This is a genomic window from Chelatococcus sp. HY11, assembly GCF_018398335.1.
Lineage (GTDB): Bacteria > Pseudomonadota > Alphaproteobacteria > Rhizobiales > Beijerinckiaceae > Chelatococcus.
In genome coordinates, this window is the sequence record NZ_JAHBRX010000002.1 from 1,045,589 (window position 1) to 1,069,059 (window position 23,471).

Below are 23,471 nucleotides of genomic sequence, written 5' to 3' on the forward strand. Positions count from 1 at the left end.
TACACTTCGGCTGCTGGCAGGCCAGCTCGTCGCTTGACGATCGTCAAGACGTGCCGGTCCATGGCCGCTAGGCAACATGTTTCCCATTGCGCAACGACTGTATCATACTGGCATCCAGCCCGAGCACCTGGCTCAAAATCGTGTCCGCATCCTCGCCGATGTCGGAAACGCGCCTTGGCCCGCCGGTCTTCGCGCGAGAGAAACGAAAAGGTTGATGTGGGATGAGAAACTCCCCGCTTCCGTCGTGGTTCGCTTCGAAACTGCCGCGCTCCTGCATAACCGGATCGGCGATCAACTCGGCGGTGGTCGCATAGCGCGAGCACGGCACTCCTGCAGCCATCATGATGGACTCGCACTCACCAGCACTTCGCAGGATGGTCCACTCCTCGATAAGTCCCATCAACTGGGACCAGTTCTGCTCGCGTGCGCGAATAGTCGAGAATCGGGGATCATCGCGCCATTCGGGCCGCCCTGCAGCCGCAGCCAGATTTTCGAAGTTCTTCTGATTCACCGGAGCGATCATGACGAAGCCATCCGACGTCCTGAGAGGCTGATATAATGGTCGGCGTTGATCTGACTGAAATTGTGCTTCCTGCATCTCGTAGACCAACATGTTCAGCATCGAATCGATGAGTGTGACGTCAATGTGCTGCCCGCACCCGAAGCGCTCACGATGCAACAGCGCCGTCTGAATCGCGCCGAAGGCGTAAATTGCCGCGATCACGTCAGCTGTGAAAATTCCGGTTACGGCCGGGCGTTCGAGATGATCGTTGTAGCGCAGATGCGCCATGTCGTAGCCGCTGGCAGCGTGTATGATCGGCGCATAGGCAGGGTCGCGTGCTCGCACACCGCTCTGTCCGAAGCCGCTGATTGAACAATAAACGAGCTTCGGAAAACTATCTTTCAAGGCCCCAAAGCCCAACCCCAGGCTATCCATGACACCCGGACGAAAATTTTCCACGACAACATCCGCGCAAGCAATCAAGCGAAGCGCCACGTCTCGTCCCTTGTCTGACTTAAGATCAAGAACGATGCTCTTCTTCCCTCCGTTCATCTGTCCGTAATAGGCACTGCGACCGTCGCGCAGGGGTGATCTATAGCGCATGTAGTCACCAGCCGCGCTCTCCACCTTGATGACTTCAGCTCCGCAATCGACAAGCATGCGTGTCGCGAACGGGCCCGCCATCATGGAGGTGAAATCGATCACCCGAAGGCCATTGAGTGTACCGACATCAGACATGCTCTTGTTTCCTCACCATACCGCCCGCCACTTTTTGCGCAACTAGCCAAGCATCTCCGAACACGCCCGCGTAGTAAAGCGACCTAACGCTTGCGCTTTTTCGCGAACTCTATTGCCCACATCCGTGACGCCGCTCGCGAGCGATTACCTCAGACGTCCGAAATAAGCTAAACGCCCTGGGACTCGTGCTAGCGTACGGGTTCAGCCGGAACTGCACGCGTCCGATCGATCGATACACGCAGCGCGGCTATGAATTCGTCTGCTTTGTCCGTGCGTTTTCGGAGATCCGCGAGGTACTTATCCCAGAACGGCGCGGCCGCCGCATGTAATTTTTCGAGTTCAGCTGGCGCGAAATCCGCAATGATTCCACCATGCTTGAGCAGTATCTTGAGACCCTCCTCATCCGCCGCGTCATAGGCTGGACCGAGTTTCTTCTGCGCTTTGTCGGAGGCTTCAGTAACGGCACGCTGTTGCTCCGGTGTAAGCGAATCCCAAGTGTCCAGGTTCATGATGGCAGCAAGAGGAGTCGAGGAGTAGTTGATGCGACTGATAAAGGTTGTCACCTCCTCCATCTTGTAACCCGGCGCGCTTGCGAGCGGCATCAGCAGGCCTTCGATCGTTCCACGCTCGAGCCCGACGTATTTCTCCGAGATGGGCATGAAGTCGGCCACCGCGCCAAGGCCCGCAAGAAACTGCTGCTGCGCCGCGCCGGAACCGCTGATACGCGCCCCGCGAATTTTTTCCACCGTATCGATGGGCCGCTTCGAGGTCAAAAGCGCGGCAGCAGTGTTAACGGTCATGAAAAGGAACTTTACAGTATCGAACTCCTCCTCGACATAGGGCTGAAGTTCCCTGTAGACGCGGCCTCCGTGACTGGCATTGTCGAATGCGAACGGCAAGGACCCTGATTCCGTCAGAGGGAACCGGCCTGCCGTATAGCTTGGAACGACCATTGCGATGTCGGCGATTCCGTTCTCGACAAGCATCAACTGATCGCTGATTTTCCCTAACACGCTATTCCCGAATAGGACGATCTCAAGCTCGCCGTTTGTGCCGGCCGCAACGTCCTTGGCAAAGGGAATGAACACCTCAGGTGTCATAAAATGTGACTCGCTGAACCAAAGCGACATCTTCAACTGACGTGCCTCAGCGGAAATGCTGGACAGCATAGCGGCGATAAGCGAGACTGATGCCAGGATTTTCTTCATGGCTAACCTCCCCGTTCTTCCGATCTTTTTAGGGCCGCGCGCCCTTCTCCGGAAAAGACATGGCGCTCTCAACACTGATGTTGATCAACCGACTTGTCAATAGCGTCGGCGGTAAACGATCGGTGCCGCATCATGACAAACGTCTGGAAAGATCGTGGACCGTGCAGCGCGCGGCGAACATCGAAACGAGCAAAAAAGCCGCCGCAGGAGGGCATGTGTGATCCTCCGTGCTCTGGCCGCTAGCAGCGTCGGCAAGGCCGCGAAATTCCATCCCGCGTCAACATACGCGTTGAATTCCCTTGAGATGGCAATATAGTCACTTGAGACTCATCAACGGCCGGCCGATCACGTCCAGCGTCTCAGGGGACAGCCTCATCAGAGCCGGCGCGGTAACGAAATTCCGCAAATAACGGGAGGAGCTGACGTGGCTACGCTATGGGCGAGATTAAGTGGTTTCTGCTCGTTTGTAGGTATGTACATGATCTTCTGCATGATGTTTCTCATCAGTGGTGAGGTCTTGTTCCGGTACTTTCTCGGGCGATCGATCCCCGGTACGATTGAAGTCACTCAGTTCCTACAGGTCGTGGCTGTTGGGCTTGGAGTGTCCTACACTCAGCGTCGTGGCGCCAATATTTCTGACGACTTTTTCGTCGATATGCTGCCAAATCGGTGGCAGATCGTAATTCGCGGTTTTCACTATCTGGTCGCGGCGGTCATTTGCGGGATTATGGCCTATGCCATTTTCAAATTGAGCAGCACGCGCGGCGCCATGCGCGAGTATACAGACACGTTGCGGATACCTCTTTATCCTTTTCGGTTCTTGCTCGCTGGCGGCTTTGCTCTGTTGGCGATCCAGCTGATTATCGACGCGTTTCATCCGGCACGTCCCCATACCGACGCCGCGATCCAGGAGGTGCGCTAATGACCGCGATGGTTATTGCATTCGCGATCCTGCTTGTGCTCCTCTTTGCGGGAATGCCTGTCGGCTTCGCGATGATGTTGGTCGGTTTCATAGGAACCGCGGCCGTCTATAACTGGAACTGGACTGCGGCTATCGCTCTTGTCGGCATAGAGCCCTACTCTCAATCCAGTAATTACCTTTTTGTAACAATCCCGCTCTTTGTCTTGATGGGTCATTTCACATTTGCGTCCGGGATAAGTCGTGAAATGTTCGCGGCGGCGCGCGCCTGGTGTGGACATTGGCGCGGCGGCCTGCCCACGGCGACGATCGGCGCCTGCGCCGGGTTTTCAGCCGCTTGCGGATCCAGTTTAGCCACGGCGGGAGCAATTGGTACGATCACAATCGGCGAGATGCGCGAGCGCGGGATTCACCCGGGCATCGCGACGGCGACCGTCGCGGCTGGCGGAGCGATGGGATCGCTGATACCGCCTAGCATTTCGATGATTCTCTATGGGCTGATTGCAGACCAATCGATCGGACGACTGCTCATGGCTGGCATCGTACCGGCACTCATGCTGATTGCCCTGTTTATACTGACGATCCTCATCATCGCCTGGTTTTATCCGCAGCGTATGCCACGGATGGCGAAACTGCCTTTACGCGACCGAATCCACGCCACGCGCGGCGTTTTCGGCATCACCATGCTCACGCTGCTTGTTCTTGGTGGAATTTACGGCGGCATCTTCACCCCAACGGAAGCGGCGGGGATCGGCGCGCTCGGCGCGTTCATCATCGTCATCTACCGGGGGCGCGGCCTGCGCATCAGCGTCTTGAACTCGGCATTGCGAAGCACGCTCGAAACCACCTGCATGATATTTATCATCCTGATCGGCGCGCACGTTCTGAATGTCTTCCTTGCGGCCACGCGCGGCCCTGCCGAACTCGCTGCCTGGGTCGAGACCCTTGGTCTCAGTCCCTATGTATTCTTTGCCCTCATCATCGTCATGTATATCGTGCTCGGCACCTTTCTCGATGCCCTCGCCATGATTGTTCTTACTGTTCCGGTGCTTCAGCCGGTGCTCATGAACATGGGCTTCGACATGGTCTGGTTTGGCGTGATCGCTGTGCTTGTCATGGAGATGGCGATCATCTCTCCTCCCGTCGGTATGTGCGTCTATGTGGTCAAGGGTGTAGCAAAGGATGTCCCATTGCATGTAATTTATAATGGGATCTGGCCCTTCATGGGGGCTATGGTTATCCTTGTTGCGATTCTCACCGTGTTCCCACAGATCGCTCTGTTCCTTCCGAACCTGATGTACAATTGAGCCACTGGAAGCCAGGCGGCATCCCGACCTGTGCGACGCCATCAGGGATGCCCCCGCCGTCGTAAAGTCGAGCAGTCAACACTTTCGTTGACACCGCCGCAAGCCAGAACTAGCGTGGAGGATACTTCCAACAATCAGTCCTCCGCATGCGAGGAGGGAGTGTCTCATGCGATCCAAATTGTGCGACCTGCTTGGGATAGATTTCCCGCTATTTGCTTTCTCCCATTGCCGTGACGTCGTTGTCGAAGTCTCCAAGGCTGGCGGTATGGGCGTCCTCGGAGCGGTCGACGTCCGCTCGGCGGAAGCATTCGAGGCGGAGTTGAGCTGGATCGATGCCCATGTCGCGGGCCGTTCCTACGGCGTGGATTTCATCGTGCCTAACCGCTATGAGGGAAAGGGCACTGGGGCTACTCAGGCGGATGCCGCACTCGCGGTGCCGGAAATCCATAAAGCATTTGCCCGTTCTATCCTGGAGAAGCATGGCATCGACACCTCCGATCTCACGGATGAGCGTTTCAGCCGTGGCTCAAAAATCGGACGCAACATTCGCGATGCCGGAGCTCAAAGCCTTCTTGACGTGGCACTGTCACATCCAATCCGCTTGATTGCCAATGCGTTAGGCACGCCTCCCGCCTATATGCTGGCGCGTGCGAAGGCGGCGGGAGTGCCCGTCGCGGCGTTAGTGGGTTCGGCGCGTCATGCGCGCGCGCAAGTCGAGGCTGGCGTGGACATCCTTGTCGCTGCCGGTACGGAAGCCGGTGGTCACTGCGGCGAGATCGGAACTATGGTGCTGGTGCCAGACGTCGTCGAGGCAGTGCGCCAGATGGGGACCTCGACACCTGTGCTCGCCGCAGGAGGCATTGTCACCGGCCGACAGATGGCTGCGGCTGTCGCGATGGGGGCTGAAGGCGCGTGGACGGGGTCAGTCTGGCTTACGACGCCCGAGGCCGAGACCAGCCCCGTCGTCAAGCAGAAGATGCTCGACGCTGCGGCGACCGGGACGATCCGATCCAAGTCACGTACAGGAAAATTCTGTCGCCAGCTCCGATCCGCTTGGACGGACGCGTGGGAGGCGGACGATGCCCCCAAACCACTTCCCATGCCCATGCAGTCAATCGTATCCGACACGGCTATGAGCAAAGTCTTGAAGCTCGCCAACGGCGGGCATGAGGGCGCGAAGGAGTTGGCAAGTTACTTTGTCGGGCAGGGTGTCGGGCTTATGGTATCCCCTCGTTCCACACGCGACACAGTACGTGAATTCATGGAGGATTATCTGACGGCCTGCGAGCGAATGTCCGCCAGCATTGAGGGATAGTGGGGCCTGTATAGTATTCTTATAAGCCAGCGCGCGCCTCGGTGAAGCATCCCGCTCCATCGAGGGCGGGCGATGTTTGAACGTTCCCCGCATCGGTCTCGAGCTGGCGCGGCTCTGGACAGTGGGCTCGGCGGGTGGCATAAACGCCATTGTTGATGATCGTGATCAAGCTGAAGATCCTTATATGAGCAAGATTTCTGCGCGACGCCAAAGCGCCCGGGAGGCTGGTGCGGAGGAGTATGAGAAGAAGTATGCAGATATCCTGCATGCGGCCGCCTGCGTCTTCAGGGAAGTGGGTTATGAGGCGGCAACTGTTGACGAAATAGCTCGTAGAGCGGGATTGGATCGCGCCTCGCTATATTATTATTTCAAAGGTAAGAAGCAGCTATTCCGTGAAATGATCGGCGAGGCGACCGCCGGCAACGTGATGATGGCCGAAAAAATCGCGGCCTCGCAGCAGAGACCACGTGACAAGCTTCGAAACCTGATCATTGGGATCTTTGAATCTTACGAGCGACATTATCCTTATCTATACGTTTATCTACAGGAGGATATGGCGCGCCTTGCTCAGGATCAATCTGACTGGAGCAAAGAGATCGCAAGTCTCAACACACGCTTCAACAATGCCGTCACGAGCATTGTTCAGGAGGGTTTGGATACGGGGGATTTTTCGCCGATTGGCGGTGCAAAGATTATCGTCGCCGGCGTAGTCGGCATGTGCAACTGGAGCCACCGCTGGTATCGTGTTGACGGCCCATTGGCGGCGCGACAGATCGCGGAATGCTTCGCCACGATGGTGCTGGGGGGGCTGGAGGCTTGAGAGGCGGGCGCCTGCCGCCCAAAAACGTGGGTTTTGGGGCTGTGACCGTGATGGTACACGTTCAGGTGTCAAGCATCATACTTTTCAAGACCGCTCAAGCTGCTCTTCTCACTGTATCCAATCCCGTCTGCGAGGCGGGATAAATTCAAGATGGTACCGATGTCGGATGCTCGTAAAGAAGCAGGCGCCCCGCTTCGGCCGCAAAAAAGTATTCCGTCGAAGCAAAGCACGGTTATCGCTAGCGCGGCCGCAAGTGGACCTCGTAGTCACTCCGATCTGCGTCAGGCGCTGCAACACTCTGGAATTATCGATGTGCGAGCCGTTGGCTCGCTGCCCGCTCAATCGCAGCTAACGCTCCTGGATTGTCAAGCGAGGATTGATCTCCAAGTGGCAGTCCACAGTACACTGCTCGTATAAGGCGCCGCATCACCTTCGCCGTCCGTGTCTTAGGTAGCAGCTCAACGAGATGAACACGGCTGGGCTTGAAGGCGCGCCCCAAACGCTTCTCGGCATGCTCGTAAATCGCCTGCTCCAGGTTCGGTGGTGCATCTGGAGTGGAAACGGCGAAGATGACCAACGCTTGGCCTTTCGCCGGATCCGCGACACCGATAGCAGCCACCTCCGCTACACCCGGTAGTTCCATAACCACGTCCTCGATCTCGGCTGGCCCTGTGCGTTTCCCGGCGAGCTTGAGCGTGTCATCGGAGCGCCCCCTTAAGAAAAAATTGCCCTCGGTGTCGCGTGTGGCGAGGTCCCCATGAACCCAAAGGCCAGGAATGGTGCGCCAATACGTTTCCAGGTACCGCTCATCATCCTCCCAGAAGGAGTTCGTCATGCCAATGAACGGCTCACAGATAACGAGCTCCCCGAGCTCATCCCTCACGCGCTTGCCGGTAACGTCCGCGACATCGACAACAATCCCCGGACAAGGCGTATTGAACCCCGCTGGCGGAATAGGTTTGACGATGACGCTTGACACCAGCGCTCCTGACGCCTCCGTGCCTCCAGAATAATTGATGACTGGCGCAACGCCATGACCGAAATTTTGTGCGTGCCAGATGAAATGCTCGGCATCGATCGCTTCACCGCCTACAATAAGGAGCCTGATCGAGGAGACGTCACCGGCCATCGCCAGTTCCGCATTGGCGGAAAACCCGCGGATCATCGTTGGTGCCGCTCCGAAATGCGTAACACGGTAACGTTCGATGATACGCGACATACGCGACCAGTCCGGAAAATCGGGCGCGCCATCGTAGCAGACCATGGTCGCTCCGCGCATCAAGGTGGTCGCGATGATCAGCGCTCCCGCCACCCATCCCATGTCCGCCGGCCAAAAGAATATGTCGTCGCGCTTCATGTCAAAGTGGACAACGGCGTCATGTGCAATCTTGATCGGGAAGCCACCGTGAGTATGGACGATCCCTTTCGGCGCACCTGTTGTGCCCGACGTAAAGAAGACCATGAATGTATCGTCGGTGGCCATTGGTTCGGCGTCTGGCCCAAGCGGCGGGCCAGACGCAATTTGATTCCAATTGACCGCACCATCTGGAAAGGACCGTTGCTCAGATGAGGATTTCAGGATCAAGAACTCGATTTCAGCTTTCTTAGCCGCCTCCATCGCTGCTGTTGCACAGTCGATATACTTGCTACGCCGTTTGAAGCCCGCGGAAGCGATTAAGGCGCGTGCGCGGCACTGCGTGAGGCGGGACACTATCGGCTCGGCGCCGAAGCCGCTGAACAGCGGAAGCACCACCGCGCCCATGTAGGAAAGCGCAATCATCGAGACGACTGCCTCAAGGCCGGGTTCCATCAACAGCCCGACGCGATCTCCCCGCTTCAGGCCGAGCTTCACCAACCCGCCGGCGAAATGGCGCACTTGGTCGTGTAAGGCAGCGTAGCTTACGCGCCTGATCTCACCGTCCTCGCGTTCCGCGATGACCGCCGTCCGCTCGGAAGTCTCGGGATTTTTCGCCCAAGAAAAAATCGTATCGGCCCAATTCAGCTGGCCGCCAAGAAACCATTTGGGGAACTCACGCCCGGCGGAGAAATCAACCAGCTGGCTATAGGGTTTTGTCCATTTCAGATCGCAATAGGCTGAAATCGCGGACCAGTAGCGATCGGGCTCTGCGATCGACGTCTCATACAGCCTCTCATAGCTGTCTGCTCCCAACAGTCCCATGATCTCGGTGACGTTCGCCCGCGCGATTTGCTCGGCGCTTGGATACCAGATGTCAGATTCTGCCTTTGGCATGATGCGCTCAACTATCTTACTGGAGAATAAGGATTGCTCGAAACAGCTCAAAGAGACTTATCTTTGGTGAAGTTGGGAGACCGTCGCTCTCGGAACGAGGCGAGCCCCTCGGCAGCGTCGTCCCCGCTAAAGCCCAACATCTCCAAGGCAAGCGATGTATCAAAGGCAGGTCCCGCAGTCCGGAGCCAGTTGTTCAGCGCGTATTTCGTGAGGCGGATGGCGGTTTGCGAGCCGTCCGTTAGGCGCTTTGCCACACCAAGCGCAGTCTCCTCCAGCACGGCTTCGTCAACGGCCAGCGAGACGAGCCCGATCTGCTCCGCGCGCGCTCCGGTTATGGGCTCGTTGAGCAAGAGATGGTACTTCACCTTCGCCATGCTGCAGAGAAGGGGCCAGAGGATAACGGCGTGATCGCCCGCACACACGCCGAGCCGTACATGCCCGTCCACAAGCCTGGCGTTATTGGCGGCAATCGAAATGTCGGCCAGCAAGCCAGCAGCCAGTCCACCCCCCACGACGGCACCCTGTAGCGCTGATACAATAGGCTTCGAGCAATTCACCATGTTATAGACCAGATCACGCGCCTCTCTCCAGACGCGCATCCGAAATTCGACGTCCACAATCATCGCTTCTACGACATCGAACTCGCCGCCTACCGAGAAATGTTCTCCCTCTCCACACAGGAGAACGACCCTGACTTCCGGGTCGGCGTCTATCTCTCTCCAGATATCCGCGATTTCGCGATGCATGTCGGCGCTTAGTGCATTCTTTCTATCCGGCCGATCGAAGGAAACACGCAAAATGGCATCATCCAATCGCCGGATGCTCAGGGAGCTGTATCGTACATAGCGATCAATCATCACAAATCCCGTATATCCGTCATGACCACTGCTTAGAGACCGAGATACGCCCGTCGCACTTGTTCATCGCCGAGAAGATCTGATGCCATGCCTTCCGCAGCAATAACTCCGAGATCGAGCACATATCCTTGGTCCGCAACGGCGAGCGCCTTCTCCGCGTTTTGTTCGACCAACAAGACCGTGATCGACTTGCGTTTGATTTCCAGGAGAACCTGGAAAATCGTCTCTACGACAAGGGGCGCGAGCCCCAACGACGGTTCGTCCAGCATGAGAAGCCGCGGCCGTCCCATCAACCCCCTTGCGATAGCCAGCATCTGCTGCTCGCCACCGCTCAGTGCCCCGGCCTGCTGGCTAAGTCGTTCGCGAAGCCGCGGGAATAGCTCAAGCATCGAGTCGAAATCGCGACGCACCTCGCGGCCTCGCGGTCGGATGTAGGCGCCGAGCATAATATTGTCGTGGACCGACATGCGGCTAAGAACCATCCGTCCTTCCGGCACCTGAACAACACCGCGCCGGACAATTCCATCAGGCTCGAGCGTAGACAGGTCCTCTCCATCCAAACACACGCTGCCTTCGGCGCGTCCAACGAGGCCCGAAATCGTGCGTAGCAAGGTCGTCTTGCCAGCACCGTTCGGCCCGATGACGGCAACCAGCTTGCCGGCCGGAATCGACAGATTGACGCCACGAAGGGCAGCGCTGCCATTATAGTTCACATGGACATTGCTGAGCTCGAGCACCTCAAAGCGCCTTTCCAAGATACGATTCCACGACCGCGGGATGGTTCGCAATAAAAGCGGGCGCACCTTCTGCAATCTTCCGTCCGAAGTTCAGCACCGCGATTCTATCGCAGACACTCATGACCAGCCGCATGTGGTGTTCAATAAGAATGATGCCAACACCTTGCTCTCGGATGTCCGCGATGATCCTCATCAACCGATCAATCTCGACGGGATTCATACCGGCCGCAGGCTCGTCAAGTACCAATACCTTTGGGCGCAGGGCCAGCGCCCTGGCGATCTCAAGTCGCTTCTTTTCGCCGTATGACAGAGCGCCTGCAGTGCAGGACGTACGCTCTGCCAAACCCAGCTGCGCGGCAATCTCTCGCGCTTCATCTTTCAGTTTGCGCTCGCTCCTCGTGTTGAACAGCCCAAGGCGCGCAGAAAGCGACGAACAATGAACTGTTTGGCTGACGCGGATATTGTCTATCACGGACTGCTCCCAGAATAATCGCAGGTTCTGGAAGGTGCGGGCGAGACCAGCGGCTGCGATGGCGCTGGAACTTTGCGCGGTGAGATTGCGACCATCCAGAACAACAGTACCCGTCGAAGGAGTGAGCACGCCTGTCAGCAGATTGATCGTCGTGGTCTTACCGGACCCGTTCGGACCAATTAGCCCGAGTATCTCGTTTCGTGTGACGCTCAAATCAAGTTTCGAGACCGCCTTGAGACCGCCGAACGATTTGCTAAGATCGACTACGTCCAGCATGATGTTATCGGCGCTCCATCGAGACACGACGATTGTTCGTAACGCGATGCCAGGCGTTCTCGAGCCTCGACCAAAACTCTCCCTCAAGCCCACGTGGAAACAGAATGGCTATGAATAGCACGATGAGGCCGTAGACTATCATCCGATAGTCGCCGAAAATCCGAAGAGTTTCGGGCAGTATAGTTAATACAACAGCCCCAATCAACGGACCGAAAAACCGCTCGCTGCCTCCAACCGCGACAAAGAATATCGATATTAACGCCAAGTGGAAGCCGAAGTTATCCGCATTGACGAAGGATAGATATGTCGCATAAAGGCCACCGCCAACGCCGGCGATGAATGCGCCAAACGCAAACATACCGACCTTGATGGAGACAACGTCAATCCCCGCGCAGGCAGCAGCAACCTCATCCGCGCGGATCGCCTTGGCCGACAGGCCGATCCTGGATCTTTCGAGAAGCGCAAATGCTGCTACGACAATCACCAGGGCGATCAGAATTTGGGGCCAGCCGGTCAGCACGTGGATGCCGCGGAAGCCGAGCGCGCCCCCTGGACCGAGCAAGATGCCGTTCACGTCTACCTGATAGCTGAAATTGTGGAAGAATACGCGCACAACTTCCGAAAAGCCAACCGTCGCGAGAGCAAGATAAATGCCCCGGATGCGCAGGCACGGATAGCCAAGCAGCAAGCCGATAAAGGCGCAGCCGCATGCGGAAATAAGTAACGACGGCAGCAGCTGAACGCCGAACAGCGATGTCAGCATTCCGGTCGCATAGGCCCCGATTGACCAAAAGCCAACCTGGGCCAGAGAGAACTGCCCAACCATGAATGTCGCATAGACGCTGAGTGCGAGGAGGGCGTTGAGTCCGCACATTTCGAGAATGCTGAGATATCCCATGCGCTAGTCCCGCCTCACTTGTGGTCCGGAGAAGAGCCCCTGCGGCCGCACGACCAACACGGCGAAAAGGATAATGAAAAGAACCGCTTCTTTGACGGAGGCGGATACCAACCCGACTATTGTCATCTCGATGACGCCCACGATGAGACCGCACACCATCGCGCCATAGAGACTTCCTAGGCCAGCAAGCACAATTATTACGAAGCCAGTCAGGAGCAGATGCGCGCCCATAAAGGGGCCGACGGTCCCCATTGAGACGCCGATCAGACATCCCGCCGCGCCAGCGATTGCCGACGCGACGGCGAAAACGGTGATCTCGACGCGACGGACATTAATTCCGAGAAGCCAAGCGACGGTGGGATTTTCCTCAACGGCGCGGATGGCCCGCCCCATGTTGCTGCGTGATATCCACCAATGCAGCACGATCATGAGGATCACAGCGACAATGAAGATCACGACATAGGCGCCGCGGACAAGAACTGGCCCCACCAATATAACCAGATCCTCCAGCTTTGATGGAAATGGCGAGAACTCTGGAGAGAATTCTGGAACCTTGCGGCTTATCAAGAGGAATGTCTCCTCCAGTATCAAGGTCACGGCCGCGCTTGTAACGAACGGGGCTAGCGGGGAGGCATTGCGCAACGGTGCAAAGGCGACGAACCAGACGAGCACGCCGATAATCGCACCACTGAGCACGGAGGCGGCGAAGCTCAGACCAAGAACAGCGTAACTATTTGCGCCACCGAGACGCAAACTGACATAGGCGCCCGCAAAAGCGGAAGCCATGATCGTCGCACCATGCGCGATATTCAGTCTGTTGAGCACACCGAAGATCAACGTGAATCCGATGGCAACAAGAGAATAGGTCGCACCAAACAACAGGCCGTTGACAAGGTACTCAAGAATGAGCATATCCACCTCGACACAGATGCTTATGCTGTGGCTCGGTTGGAGCCAAACCGTCCGGCTAGCGCGCTTCGCCTATGGCGTTGACGGCGGCCGCCAGAGGACGAATTTGCCATCGTTGGCCGTCAGATAGACACCGCCTTTAGGTGTTTCCCGATCAGCGCTGAAAGCCACATTCTCTCCTGTCGGGCTAGTGAGTTTGACCGCCGCGAGCGCGTCGCGGAATTTCTTGCGATCTGCCGCCAATGTTTCCGGCGTATTGCCGATGCCAGCCTCCTCAATCGCTTTTGCGATGAGAAAACCGGCTTCATATCCCGTCACAGAGAACATGTTGACGTCCTGGCCGTACCGCTTCCGATATTCCTCCGTGAACGCGGCTATTTGGGGCGCTTGTGGATCATAACCCGCGGCCATGACCATGCCTTCCACGACAGAGGCTCCAGATTTCAACGTCTCCTCGGTCAACAGGGAAATGTTTCCGATGAAGAGCTTCGGTGACAGTTGACGGCGTCTCGCTTCTTTGAGAAAGTTCAAGCCGGTCAAAGTCGGCGCCATTACGTAGACGATATCGGGATTAGACGCACGTATTTCATTGACCTGCCTTGTAAAATCACGATCCGACGTAACGGCCTCCGTAGAGGCAACCACCTTAATTCCAAGCTCCTCGAGCGCCGGTAAAATCGAGCGCTGTGTAATGGCCGCGTAATATGGATTGTCCTTTATGATAAACAACGCTGCGGTCTTGGGATTAATTGCCTTCTTAACATCGCGTATCAGGCTAATAATGACGTCATTTTCAATGAATGCGTTACGGAATGCGTATTTCGAAAGCTTGGTGATATCGGGTGTTCCAACCGAAGAGGAATGAACGACGATCGGGTTGTCGATACGTTCAAGCTCAGCCAGGTAATTATAGACGGCGGTTCCCGCATTAGAATTGGAGATGCCTTTTACCATCAAAACTTGATCATCCGCGATGAGGCGCTTTAGTAGCGCAATCGACTGGGCAGGATCTGTCCCTGCGTCATAGCCGTTTGGACTAGGCGTTACCGCGATCTTAACCTTTTTGCCGCCGACGTTTACACCGCCCTTCGCGTTGATCTCGTCGAAGGCAATCTGGGTACCCCACATATTGGATAGGCCGTACGGTGCGTAGGTCCCGGTTTGGGCCTCAAGCATACCAATTCGCACTGTCCCCTCGTCTTGGAATGCGGCTGCATGGTCTACCGCCGCGACGCCCCCGAGGGTTGCGACTAAGCATGAGATGATAATGCGGAGATTCCCGCCTGCTTTCTTCGTCATTCTTTCCTCCCGGTAATACCGTGATCCTGCGGCCTTCAAAGCGGGCCTTGCTCGGATATTCAGTCGGCGTTCGAGCGTCTTACCGCGCTACTCCTGTGTTATCGATCCACGTCCGGATTTAATCCTTATCGAACTCAGGTTTTCTAAGTCCATTGGTTGAATGCGAGGCTATGACTAATTACTTCGCCTGTCAACAGGGGCGTTGATTCGGTGGTGGCGGCGTACTCCAGTATGCCGGTCAACATATGCGTTGATCATCTCGCCGCGGGAACTTATTGTGATGTCATCAAAGATCCAAGAAATGACAATCGCAGCTTGCAGGAGTACGCCTCAATGAATGCAAACCGGCTGACGGACAAAATTGCGATAGTCACAGGCGGCGGACGTGGAATAGGCTATTGCGAAGCTCTTGCTCTCGCACGTGAGGGCGCACAAATCGTCATCAGTGATTTTGGCCGCAATGAAGATGGCCAAGTACTAGCCGCAATTGCTGCAGAAGAGATCAATCATGCCGGTGGCCAGGCCGTTGGTGTGGCTGAAGATCTCGCGACCACCTCAGGAGCCCGTCGCACCGTCGAAGCGGCGCTGGACACGTTTGGCGGTCTCGACATTCTCGTGAACAATGCCGGCATGCGGGCCGGCAATCCAGTGCATAAAATGACAGATGATCAGTGGGAGTTGGTTATCAGCAGCCACCTGAAGGCCTCGTTTCTTATGATACGAGCGTGCGTACCTCTACTTAGGCAACGCGGCGGCGGATCTATCGTGAATACGGGTTCCGAGGCCGGGCTTGGTATGGTGTTTAATCCAGCCTACGCGGCAGCAAAGGAGGGCCTCGCTGGCCTCACGCGAAGCGTCGCACGGGAAACGGGACGGTTTGGTATCCGTTGCAACCTTATTCGGCCGCGCGCGACGGCGGGTAAGACCGGCGGGGGCGACTGGTTTCAACAAAATCTCGCGGGAACTTGGCGGCCTCTTCTGGAAGCCCTTGGGCGATATTGGATAGGCGAACGGGGGACAAGCGGGTGGGATCGGAAGGCCCCACCTCATTCGATTGGTGCCTTCGTTGCCTGGCTGTGCTCACCGGCGGCGGTCCACCTCAATGGCCAGGATTTCTTCGTGGGAGGCCATGAAATCGCGCTGATTTCCCAGCCTCAGTTTCACCGAACTCTATACAGGGAAGAAGGCTGGACGATCGATGCGCTAGATGCGATGGCCTCTGACATCACGGGCGATCTCGTCGATCACTTCCGTGTGGCAAACCCCTTTGAGAACGACGACTGAAGCTCAACGCGCAAAGCCTTCGGGTATGGTAGCTCCAGACGCTACAGATTCTGCTCAGGCCGTGAATTTTTTCGTATCGCAACGATGCTTTTATTTTACTTTGACGGATTTCGTTCCTCGCAAAGAATTGATATTCTTCCCGGAAATAGTCTGATGCTTCCACATATTGGCGGAAGTGCGCGATTTAATTTTTAGAGACGTCAAGCGAGTTATCCGATCAAAGGCAACTAGCTCGATGAAAATCCAAGTGCCAGTGAAGCGGGTGGTGGACTGCAACGTGAGGATCCGCGTCAAGGGCGACGGGCCTGGCGTTGACCTGGCGAATGTGAAGATATCGATGAACCCGTTCGACGAGATCGCGGTGGAGGAGGCTCAAAGGTCATCGTCGCCATCAACAAGGACGAGGAGGCGCCCATCTTCCAGGTCGCCGACTACGGCCTCGTCGGCGACCTCTTCACCCTCGTCCCCAAACTCGCAGAGGAACTCGGTAAAGCCGACACGTGGCGAGGATCGTGAGAAAATCGGGAGGGCGGCCGGAGTGCCACTGGCGGAAGAGCAAATGAGTGCATGGCACCTTTAAGCTTCATTGAAAACTTCCTTACGGTGCTTCCACAGACTCGAAGCGAAGAAGGTGCCGACCAACAACACGGTTGCCAAGAGGAAGATAGCGCTAATCGGGCGGGCTACGAACAATATTGGATCGCCGCTCGAAATTATCATAGCGCGCCGAAAATTCTCTTCGAGCATTGGCCCCAGAACAAAGCCCATAATCAGGGGTGCGACCGGGCAGCCGTATCGGAGCAAGAGAAAGCCGAGGACACCGAAACCTGCGGCCAGGAAGACATCAAAAGCCGAGTTGCCGACGCCATAAGCACCTATGCAGCAGAAAAGCAGAATGGCGGGGAACAGATATGTATACGGAATTTGAAGAAGCCGAACCCACAGGCCGATCAGCGGAAGGTTGATGACAAGCAACATCGCGTTGCCAACCCACATACTGGCAATAAGGCCCCAAACGAGGTCCGGCCGTGTCGTCATGACTTGAGGCCCCGGTGCAATGCCCTGCAACATCAGCGCTCCGACCATCACCGCCATGATGGCATTGGATGGAATGCCGAGAGTGAGCATCGGAATAAAGGAGGTCTGAGCGCCAGCATTGTTGGCGGCCTCGGGGCCCGCAACACCTTCAATAGCCCCCTTCCCGAACCGTTCTGGCGAACGTGAAATTTTTCGCTCGACTGCATAGGCCGCGAAGGAGGAGAGCAAGGCACCTCCGCCCGGCAGAATACCAAGGAGGGCGCCGATGCCCGTGCCGCGTAGCGTTGGCGCGCAGGCTCGGCGCAGATCGTCACGCGTCGGCCATAGGCTGGTGATCTTTACCGTAGCCATTGATCCGAAAGAACCCGTGATCAGGTTATTGATGATATCCGCGATGCCAAAGAGGCCAATGGCCAAGGCTACGAAACTGATACCTCCCATTAAAGCGGGCAGCTCGAAGGTGTAGCGTTGAATTCCGGAATTGATGTCGAGGCCAACAGTCCCCAAAAGAATACCCAGCAGGATCATACCGACCGATTTGAGGAGCGATCCACTTGACAGGGCTGTCGCCCCTACTAACCCAAAGAGCATCAATGAAAAATAATCTGCGGGCCCGAACATCAGGGCCAATCGCGACAGCGGGATTGACAGCGTCGCGATTACGATTGTTGCAAGCGTACCGGCTACGAAGGACGCGTAGGCAGCAGTCGCGAGCGCGACCCCGGCGCGTCCCTGCCGCGCCATCTGATAGCCGTCGATACAGGTGACGGCGGACGAGCTTTCCCCGGGGAGATTGACGAGGATAGCGGTGGTCGAGCCACCGTATTGCGCACCGTAATAAATGCCTGCCAGCATGATCAGCGCCGACTCAGCTGGAAAATGGAACGTGATCGGCAGGAGAATAGCCAGAGTGGCAAGCGGTCCGAGGCCAGGCAGTACCCCAATGAGGGTGCCGACCATACAGCCTATGAAAGCCAGCGCTAGATTGCTTGGTAAAAGAGCAACGGCAAAGCCGGTCTGCAAATTATCGAGCAACGTCATCGTAACACGCTCGGCAGCACCGGCAGCGGAAGATCGAGAAGCGTAACGAACAGCACGCACGAACCGACCGCGAGTAACACGGCCATGGCGCTTGTGCGCGGCCAGGACTGCCCCGGATGGGCTAACGCTCCGATAACGACAGCAAGAAACGATGCAATAGCAAGACCAAGCGGCTCGATTGCCAGGCCGAATACTACGAGAGCAAGCGCGGGCACAACAACAGCCCGCGGTGTGATGCGGGGTAAGTTCAGGCCATCTCGTCGCAAGCCGCGAAACAGCAACACCGCCCCGATCCCCATCAACATGACAGCGACATAACGGGGCAGGTAGCCTGGCCCCATCTGTGCAAGCGAGCCGTGGCTAAGATCCCGGGCGAAGACGAGAAAAAGGCCCGCCGCGACAATCAGCATAAAGCCGGCGCCGAGATCTTCTCGGTTCCTTAATCTGAGCATTACATTCGCCCCCTAAAATTGCGCTGCCCGCCCAAAAATGGAATTTTCATCAGTTTCTTCCCTCTCGACATGAATGTAAAGGGTCTTATTAATTATTTGTAATCACGCCACTAAATGGGCTTGCAAACCCGACATTCTTGTCGTTTATTCGTTTAATAATAGAATTTTATTCGGCTTATGGGAGGGGTCAAATGGGTGCGGACAATTTGCGTCGCGGCATGCTAGCTGCCGTTATCCTCATCTTTGGCGCAGCGCAGGTTCAGGCGAACAGCTACCCAACGCGGCCGGTGACGATTTCGATCGGCTACTCTGCGGGCGGTACGGTCGATATCGCATCGCGCATCATCGCGGACGATCTCACGAAGCGGCTGGGACAGCGCTTCCTGGTTGATAATCGGCCCGGCGCGAGTGGAATGGTGTCCGCCGACTATGTCGCGCGCGCGAAGCCCGATGGGTACACGATCGGTATGATCACGACGTCGCAACTCGGTACCAATCCGCATCTGTACAGCAAGATTGCCTATAAAGCGGCGGATTTCACCACCCTTGGCATGGCGGTCAAAGCGCCGATCGCTTTAGCCATCCCCACCGCCTTACCTGTCAAGACGCTCCAGGAATTTCAGGCCTACGCGCAGCAACATGGCGCGCAAATGACCTACGGATCCTTTGGGCTGGGGACGAACGCTCAGCTCGTCACCGAAGTCATGAGCGACGCTCTTGGCATCAAGATGAAGCATGCGCCTTACGTCCAAGGGGCCATGGCCCGAACCGATCTCACCTCCGGCACCATCCAGGCGCTCGTCGATTCAGTTGCCACCCTCGCTCCGCTTCACCAGGGTCAGCAGATCAGGATCATTGCCAATTTCGACGGGGAGCGTGCAGCCTCGTTGCCTGATGTCACGACATTCAAGGAGGCGGGCTTCAAGGACCTCGTTGCCTATACCTGGCTTGGCTTCCTCGCTCCAAAGGGGGTGCCCCCGTCAATGGTCGATACCTTCAACACCGCGCTCAAGGATTCTTTATCCGATCCTGCGGTAAAAAAACGCCTCCAGGATGCAGGATTCGTGGTGACATGGTCATCGCCTGCGGACATGGCGGCTGAGATCAGCAGTGACTATGATCGCTGGGGGCCAGTCATTAAGCGCCTCGGCATCAAGCTTGACTGACGGCTTCAAGTACTATGAATGGCAGTGATACACGCTGACAATAGCTTGCAGATTCCGAGCTGATTGCGAGAACCTCAGTCTCACGCCCACTGATACCGCTCAAATTTCGACCGGCTGGATGTGCACGCTTAGTGACCGATCCAGCCGTGCAATTGAAGGTTGTATTTGTCCAATGCGTCGTATGTTACTTAGGAAAGCAACAGGACGCGAATTTGATGATAGAATCTAATGATCGACGCGTTCTATCACTATATCTGCCAGCAGCTTCAGTAGGCCGTCAGGCGCTTCTTGGCTGCGGAGCGAATCGAAGCGCGGGTTGGCTCGAAGGACGCTTTGAGCCGAACGTCCGTCCCGTGCCTGCTCGCGGGTCGACTGAGCAGGCCTTGGCAGGCGCACGTGGATCCTAGGATATCCATTCTCCGATGCGCAAGATCGGACCATCAACGGTCATCATTGAACTAGAACGTCGTATAATGATAGCTGGCGATACGCCCGCGTTAATGCCCCAGCAGGGCCATCGTGCGATCGATAACCGAGCCCGTTACCTTCATGAGATCCCGCGGGCGTCGATAGATCAGCCATGTGATGATCAGCTGGTTCACGCTACCGTTCAGGATCGTCGCCGTCTCATAGGGATTGTGGCCGGAGGGCCACTCACCCGCCGCCTCGCCTTGGCGAATGAGGTGAACGATAACGCGCACATAGTCGTCGATCGCGTGGCGAACTGTGGTTTCCCCTACGAGAACGCTTGGCCAAATCTCTAGATAAAGCGTGCGCGACCATTCCGGATTGCGGCGGGCGAAATCGGCCGCCAGCCAGAGATAGAGCCGCAGGCGTTCGCGTGCCGTTGCCTTGCCGGCAACGGCTTCGGCATACTCGCTATAGAACCGGCCAAACACGCTGAGCGGCACAGCATAGGCGAGCTCCTCCTTGCCCGGGTAATACTCATAGATCGACGAGACCGGCATGCCAGCTTCCGAAGCAATATCACCGATCCTCGCACGGGAGATGCCGTCGCGTGCGAAGACACGCAACGCCGCCCGCAGAATCTCCTGTTCGCGACGCTTGGAACGATCCTGCTTGCGCTCTCCCGTATCGCCACTCCACCGATTGACGATATCGGCCAGAAAGTCGTCCCATGGGACAAGTGCTGTGACAGGCCCGCCGGCCTCATTAGTTTTCTTTAGCATTGCCCTTTTGCCTAAAGACCTTTGAAACACCGGGCCGTTCACCAGCCACTTGCGGAGGCCAGGCGACATCGGACGCCATATCATCGTTCCGCCGAAGTTAATTCGGCAATCATCCTGAAGCAAGCTCACACGTCAGGTGGGGCAAGCCCGCCGGGGCGAATCCGGCGGGCAAACTCCGCGCTCGCCATCAGCACATGAAGCGGCCGTCCAAGGCAAGGTCAAATCCGACTGCATTTCGCTTTTCCGATAGGATCGGGGCATCCTTCGGTCGAAACGCGCCGAAGTGTCTCGACGTTCACTACCATCGCCCCCCGAGCCACACCCAAGTCTAAAGCCGGTTAGATCACAAAACCGAAAATTATACGACTTTTAAGTTGACAGTCAGCACCCGCCGGCGACATAGATGAAGGCATGATCCGCTCGGCTCCCGAGAAAGGCGATCCGTCGGACAAGAAGAGACAGCTCCAAGCGCCACGCGTGGCCGCATTTCTGGATCTGCAAAGGGAACGCTCATGACATTGGACCGGGTTGCCGTCGTTTCTTCGGCACAGACAGAGCTTCGCCCTGCCTGGAGCGGTGCGCAGCATATCGACCTGATCTCGGCGGTTGTGGCCCAGGTGTTCAAAGGCACCGGCCTCACTCTGGACGATGTGGACTTCGTCTTCGATTCCGGCAGCGATGTCCTCGACGGCCGATCAATTTCGAATTGCGGTTTTCTCGGCGCAATGGGCGCTCATCACAAAGAGGAATCGCGCGTCGAGGAGGACGGACTCTGGGCCGCCCAATACGGCGTGACAAAGATCGCCTCGGGTGCCGCACGCGTGGGACTGATCATAGCTTATTCCAAGCCCTCGGAATCCGAAGTCAACGCATTCTACGCAAGCCAGTGCGAGCCCTTCTACCAACGCCCAGTCGGCTTCGATCACCGTGCCGCAAGCGGCCTGCAGGCCCAGCGCTATCTGGCGGACTCCAAACTTGACCTGAGCGCGCTGGCGCGCCTGACGCACCGACGCTGGAGCGATGCCGCTCAGCGCGGCAAGGTGTCAATCGACGCGGTTCCGGATGAAGCGGCAATACTCGGTGACGTCAACACCGCTGCGCCGCTCACGAAACTCATGATGTCACGGCCCATCGATGGGGCGGTGGCCGTCCTTCTCGCCTCGGAGGATATCGCCCGGCGCGCTGCGCGCCCGCCTGTGTGGGTGACAGGGATGGGCAGCGCCAGCGACCGGCATGCCTTCGCCAGCCGGACGCCAGGGCGGCTCGAGGCCTGCGAGGCCGCCGCCTCCTCGGCGTTCAAGAGGGCTGGCTGGCTGGTGAAGGATGCAGGCCTTGCAGAGGTCAGTGCATCCTCGGCAGCATCCGAATTGATGGTGCTGGAAGCCCTCGGCCTGGCCAAGCCTGGCCAAGCGATTTCCCTTCTCGATAATGACAGCACGGCGATCAATCGCTCGGGTGGCGCCCTGCCGGCCGATCCCATCATGGCCACAGGCCTCGTGCGGCTCGCCGAAGCCGCGCGGCAACTGAGTTACCCCACAGAGTACGGCCTGTCCTCTCCCACCTCGGCCATCGTGCATGGCGCCGGTGGCGTCGGCATGCAGTCGCACTGCGTCTTCACGTTGGAGGTCTGATCATGGCGCGTCACGTTGGAATTGTCGGCGTCGGCCAAACACATCATGCGCGCCGCCGCGTGGACGTCAGCCAGGCCGGCCTCGTGCGCGAGGCCGTCGACAGGGCGTTGGCCGATGCTAAGCTCACCATCGAGGATATCGACTCGGTAGTCGTCGCCACCGGACCGGTGCTCTTCGCGGCCGTCAACCAGCCGGAGAAATGGGTGGCGGATGCCATCGGCGCACGGCTGAAGCCCGTCGTCCGCGTCACCAGCGGCGGCGGCACCGGCCTCGCAGGCGCCCTCGCCGGCTATTATCAGATCGCTGGCGGATTTGCTGAACGCGTTCTTGTCGTCGCCTATGACAAGCTGTCTGAGGGTGCGCTGCAATACTCCATCTCCACACTCTATGATCCGTTCTGGGGCCGAGAGTTTGCGGTAGGCATCATGGGCTTCTCCGCCGCATACTGGCGGGCGCGGATGGATGTCCTCGGCCATACCGAGGAAGCCGCTGCCATGGTCGGGGTCAAGAATCGCAAGAACGCGATGAGAAACCCTTATGCGCATGTCAAAAAGGAAATCACTGTCGACGACGTTCTGAACTCGCGGCCCTTAGCCTGGCCGATAAAGCTGCTCGATGTCCCGCCGATTTCAGACGGCGCTGCCGCCGTGGTTCTATCGTCCGAGAAAGCGGCCGCGAAGTCGACGGACCGTCCAGCTTGGATCCGTGGCATGGGATATTTCTGCGAGGCGGATAACGCCGCGCAACGCTCCATGCTGGTTTCCGAGCCGCTGGCCATCGCCGCCCGTCGTATCTACCGGTCTGCTGGCATCACCAACCCGCGTCGGCAATTCGATGTCGTGGAAGTGCAGGAACCGTACACCTGCTTTGAGCTGAGCTACTATGAAAGCCTTGGTCTCTGTGCGCCTGGCGAGGCCGCGGAGCTGATCGCCTCCGGCGCAACGCAGATGGACGGTGACATTCCCGTCAATCCGTCTGGCGGCTGCGCGGGCGCCAATCCCATCGGCGCGGCGGGCCTCATTCGCCTCATCGAAGGCGCAGCCCAGGTCATGGGCAAGGCTGGCGATATTCAAATTCCCAATGCGAAGCTCGCCCTCGTCCAGTCGGGGGGTGGCTGGGCCAATCTGCGCGGCGTAGCCGTGCTCAGCGCGTAAGGAGGAA

The 23,471-nt window shown here is 57.4% G+C and carries 21 protein-coding genes and 1 pseudogene; 10 read left to right on the forward strand and 12 right to left on the reverse strand.

Annotated features, from left to right (window positions below):
• Positions 1-67 precede the first annotated feature (67 nt).
• Positions 68-1,240, reverse strand: a complete 1,173-nt coding sequence (locus KIO74_RS25645) for a CaiB/BaiF CoA transferase family protein (RefSeq protein WP_213337867.1) — start codon at positions 1,238-1,240, stop codon at positions 68-70.
• A 188-nt stretch (positions 1,241-1,428) separates the two neighbouring features.
• Positions 1,429-2,448, reverse strand: coding sequence for a TRAP transporter substrate-binding protein (locus KIO74_RS25650; RefSeq protein WP_213337868.1), 1,020 nt, complete (start codon positions 2,446-2,448; stop codon positions 1,429-1,431).
• 59 nt (positions 2,449-2,507) lie between these two features.
• Here KIO74_RS25650 and KIO74_RS25655 point away from each other — a divergent pair, with 59 nt between their 5' ends.
• From KIO74_RS25655 to KIO74_RS25675, 5 genes are all read left to right on the forward strand, one after another.
• Positions 2,508-2,669, forward strand: a complete 162-nt coding sequence (locus tag KIO74_RS25655; protein WP_213337870.1) for a hypothetical protein — start codon at positions 2,508-2,510, stop codon at positions 2,667-2,669.
• A 272-nt stretch (positions 2,670-2,941) separates the two neighbouring features.
• On the forward strand, positions 2,942-3,370 hold the full coding sequence (locus KIO74_RS32715) for a TRAP transporter small permease (protein ID WP_366520140.1): 429 nt from the start codon (positions 2,942-2,944) through the stop codon (positions 3,368-3,370).
• 8 nt (positions 3,371-3,378) lie between these two features.
• Positions 3,379-4,674 (forward strand): TRAP transporter large permease, encoded by a 1,296-nt coding sequence (locus KIO74_RS25665; RefSeq protein ID WP_283772211.1) that lies wholly within the window; start codon positions 3,379-3,381, stop codon positions 4,672-4,674.
• A 166-nt stretch (positions 4,675-4,840) separates the two neighbouring features.
• On the forward strand, positions 4,841-5,989 hold the full coding sequence (locus KIO74_RS25670) for a nitronate monooxygenase (protein WP_213337874.1): 1,149 nt from the start codon (positions 4,841-4,843) through the stop codon (positions 5,987-5,989).
• Positions 5,990-6,065: 76 nt separating this feature from the next.
• Complete coding sequence (locus tag KIO74_RS25675; protein WP_213337875.1) at positions 6,066-6,809, forward strand: TetR/AcrR family transcriptional regulator; 744 nt, start codon at positions 6,066-6,068, stop codon at positions 6,807-6,809.
• Positions 6,810-7,113: 304 nt separating this feature from the next.
• Here KIO74_RS25675 and KIO74_RS25680 read toward each other — a convergent pair whose 3' ends face one another.
• From KIO74_RS25680 to KIO74_RS25710, 7 genes are all read right to left on the reverse strand, one after another.
• Positions 7,114-9,060: an AMP-binding protein gene (locus KIO74_RS25680; protein ID WP_213337876.1), complete on the reverse strand. Its 1,947-nt coding sequence runs from the start codon at positions 9,058-9,060 to the stop codon at positions 7,114-7,116.
• Between the two features lie 47 nt (positions 9,061-9,107).
• Positions 9,108-9,917 carry an enoyl-CoA hydratase/isomerase family protein gene (locus KIO74_RS25685; protein WP_213337877.1) on the reverse strand — a complete coding sequence of 270 codons (810 nt, stop codon included), beginning with the start codon at positions 9,915-9,917 and terminating at the stop codon, positions 9,108-9,110.
• A gap of 32 nt (positions 9,918-9,949) precedes the next feature.
• Positions 9,950-10,720, reverse strand: a complete 771-nt coding sequence (locus tag KIO74_RS25690; RefSeq protein WP_349629244.1) for an ABC transporter ATP-binding protein — start codon at positions 10,718-10,720, stop codon at positions 9,950-9,952.
• On the reverse strand, positions 10,656-11,402 hold the full coding sequence (locus tag KIO74_RS25695; RefSeq protein ID WP_213337878.1) for an ABC transporter ATP-binding protein: 747 nt from the start codon (positions 11,400-11,402) through the stop codon (positions 10,656-10,658). Before KIO74_RS25695 ends, KIO74_RS25690 begins: the two co-directional genes overlap by 65 nt.
• A 4-nt stretch (positions 11,403-11,406) precedes the next feature.
• The gene (locus tag KIO74_RS25700; protein ID WP_213337880.1) at positions 11,407-12,300 is read right to left on the reverse strand and encodes a branched-chain amino acid ABC transporter permease; all 894 of its coding nucleotides are present in this window, start codon (positions 12,298-12,300) and stop codon (positions 11,407-11,409) included.
• A gap of 3 nt (positions 12,301-12,303) precedes the next feature.
• Positions 12,304-13,212 (reverse strand): branched-chain amino acid ABC transporter permease, encoded by a 909-nt coding sequence (locus tag KIO74_RS25705; protein WP_249731587.1) that lies wholly within the window; start codon positions 13,210-13,212, stop codon positions 12,304-12,306.
• A gap of 69 nt (positions 13,213-13,281) precedes the next feature.
• Entirely contained in the window at positions 13,282-14,508 is a 1,227-nt protein-coding gene (locus KIO74_RS25710; RefSeq protein WP_213337884.1) for an ABC transporter substrate-binding protein, read from the reverse strand.
• Between the two features lie 231 nt (positions 14,509-14,739).
• On the opposite strand from KIO74_RS25710, the gene KIO74_RS25715 reads away from it, so the two are divergent.
• Complete coding sequence (locus tag KIO74_RS25715) at positions 14,740-15,792, forward strand: SDR family NAD(P)-dependent oxidoreductase (protein ID WP_213337886.1); 1,053 nt, start codon at positions 14,740-14,742, stop codon at positions 15,790-15,792.
• A gap of 235 nt (positions 15,793-16,027) precedes the next feature.
• A pseudogene (locus tag KIO74_RS25720) lies at positions 16,028-16,172 on the forward strand (electron transfer flavoprotein subunit beta/FixA family protein); the annotation flags it as partial.
• A 196-nt stretch (positions 16,173-16,368) separates the two neighbouring features.
• Here the strand turns inward: KIO74_RS25720 and KIO74_RS25725 are convergent.
• Both KIO74_RS25725 and KIO74_RS25730 read right to left on the reverse strand, forming a co-directional pair.
• Entirely contained in the window at positions 16,369-17,871 is a 1,503-nt protein-coding gene (locus KIO74_RS25725) for a tripartite tricarboxylate transporter permease (RefSeq protein ID WP_213337888.1), read from the reverse strand.
• Positions 17,868-18,281, reverse strand: a complete 414-nt coding sequence (locus tag KIO74_RS25730; RefSeq protein ID WP_213337889.1) for a tripartite tricarboxylate transporter TctB family protein — start codon at positions 18,279-18,281, stop codon at positions 17,868-17,870. The genes KIO74_RS25725 and KIO74_RS25730 overlap by 4 nt, the downstream gene beginning before the upstream one ends.
• Before the next feature lie 179 nt (positions 18,282-18,460).
• Here KIO74_RS25730 and KIO74_RS25735 point away from each other — a divergent pair, with 179 nt between their 5' ends.
• Positions 18,461-19,489: a Bug family tripartite tricarboxylate transporter substrate binding protein gene (locus KIO74_RS25735; RefSeq protein ID WP_213337890.1), complete on the forward strand. Its 1,029-nt coding sequence runs from the start codon at positions 18,461-18,463 to the stop codon at positions 19,487-19,489.
• Positions 19,490-19,986: 497 nt separating this feature from the next.
• Here the strand turns inward: KIO74_RS25735 and KIO74_RS25740 are convergent, their stop codons facing one another.
• The gene (locus KIO74_RS25740; RefSeq protein ID WP_213337891.1) at positions 19,987-20,679 is read right to left on the reverse strand and encodes a TetR/AcrR family transcriptional regulator; all 693 of its coding nucleotides are present in this window, start codon (positions 20,677-20,679) and stop codon (positions 19,987-19,989) included.
• A gap of 512 nt (positions 20,680-21,191) precedes the next feature.
• Between KIO74_RS25740 and KIO74_RS25745 the strand changes: the two genes are divergently transcribed.
• The gene (locus KIO74_RS25745; RefSeq protein ID WP_213337892.1) at positions 21,192-22,310 is read left to right on the forward strand and encodes a thiolase C-terminal domain-containing protein; all 1,119 of its coding nucleotides are present in this window, start codon (positions 21,192-21,194) and stop codon (positions 22,308-22,310) included.
• Between the two features lie 2 nt (positions 22,311-22,312).
• Positions 22,313-23,464, forward strand: coding sequence for a thiolase C-terminal domain-containing protein (locus tag KIO74_RS25750; RefSeq protein ID WP_213337893.1), 1,152 nt, complete (start codon positions 22,313-22,315; stop codon positions 23,462-23,464).
• The last annotated feature ends 7 nt before the right edge of the window (positions 23,465-23,471 follow it).

Bases quoted from the DNA above. Each gene is read 5' to 3' on its own strand.
- KIO74_RS25655 (WP_213337870.1), top strand. From the start codon at position 2,508: ATGGCGCTCTCAACACTGATGTTGATCAACCGACTTGTCAATAGCGTC.
- KIO74_RS25725 (WP_213337888.1), bottom strand. From the start codon at position 17,871: ATGACGTTGCTCGATAATTTGCAGACCGGCTTTGCCGTTGCTCTTTTA.
- KIO74_RS25645 (WP_213337867.1), bottom strand. From the start codon at position 1,240: ATGTCTGATGTCGGTACACTCAATGGCCTTCGGGTGATCGATTTCACC.
- KIO74_RS25665 (WP_283772211.1), top strand. From the start codon at position 3,379: ATGGTTATTGCATTCGCGATCCTGCTTGTGCTCCTCTTTGCGGGAATG.
- KIO74_RS25685 (WP_213337877.1), bottom strand. From the start codon at position 9,917: ATGATTGATCGCTATGTACGATACAGCTCCCTGAGCATCCGGCGATTG.
- KIO74_RS25695 (WP_213337878.1), bottom strand. From the start codon at position 11,402: ATGCTGGACGTAGTCGATCTTAGCAAATCGTTCGGCGGTCTCAAGGCG.
- KIO74_RS32715 (WP_366520140.1), top strand. From the start codon at position 2,942: ATGTTTCTCATCAGTGGTGAGGTCTTGTTCCGGTACTTTCTCGGGCGA.
- KIO74_RS25750 (WP_213337893.1), top strand. From the start codon at position 22,313: ATGGCGCGTCACGTTGGAATTGTCGGCGTCGGCCAAACACATCATGCG.
- KIO74_RS25710 (WP_213337884.1), bottom strand. From the start codon at position 14,508: ATGACGAAGAAAGCAGGCGGGAATCTCCGCATTATCATCTCATGCTTA.
- KIO74_RS25740 (WP_213337891.1), bottom strand. From the start codon at position 20,679: ATGCTAAAGAAAACTAATGAGGCCGGCGGGCCTGTCACAGCACTTGTC.
- KIO74_RS25745 (WP_213337892.1), top strand. From the start codon at position 21,192: ATGACATTGGACCGGGTTGCCGTCGTTTCTTCGGCACAGACAGAGCTT.
- KIO74_RS25680 (WP_213337876.1), bottom strand. From the start codon at position 9,060: ATGCCAAAGGCAGAATCTGACATCTGGTATCCAAGCGCCGAGCAAATC.
- KIO74_RS25670 (WP_213337874.1), top strand. From the start codon at position 4,841: ATGCGATCCAAATTGTGCGACCTGCTTGGGATAGATTTCCCGCTATTT.
- KIO74_RS25705 (WP_249731587.1), bottom strand. From the start codon at position 13,212: ATGCTCATTCTTGAGTACCTTGTCAACGGCCTGTTGTTTGGTGCGACC.
- KIO74_RS25715 (WP_213337886.1), top strand. From the start codon at position 14,740: ATGCCGGTCAACATATGCGTTGATCATCTCGCCGCGGGAACTTATTGT.
- KIO74_RS25730 (WP_213337889.1), bottom strand. From the start codon at position 18,281: ATGCTGATTGTCGCGGCGGGCCTTTTTCTCGTCTTCGCCCGGGATCTT.
- KIO74_RS25700 (WP_213337880.1), bottom strand. From the start codon at position 12,300: ATGGGATATCTCAGCATTCTCGAAATGTGCGGACTCAACGCCCTCCTC.
- KIO74_RS25650 (WP_213337868.1), bottom strand. From the start codon at position 2,448: ATGAAGAAAATCCTGGCATCAGTCTCGCTTATCGCCGCTATGCTGTCC.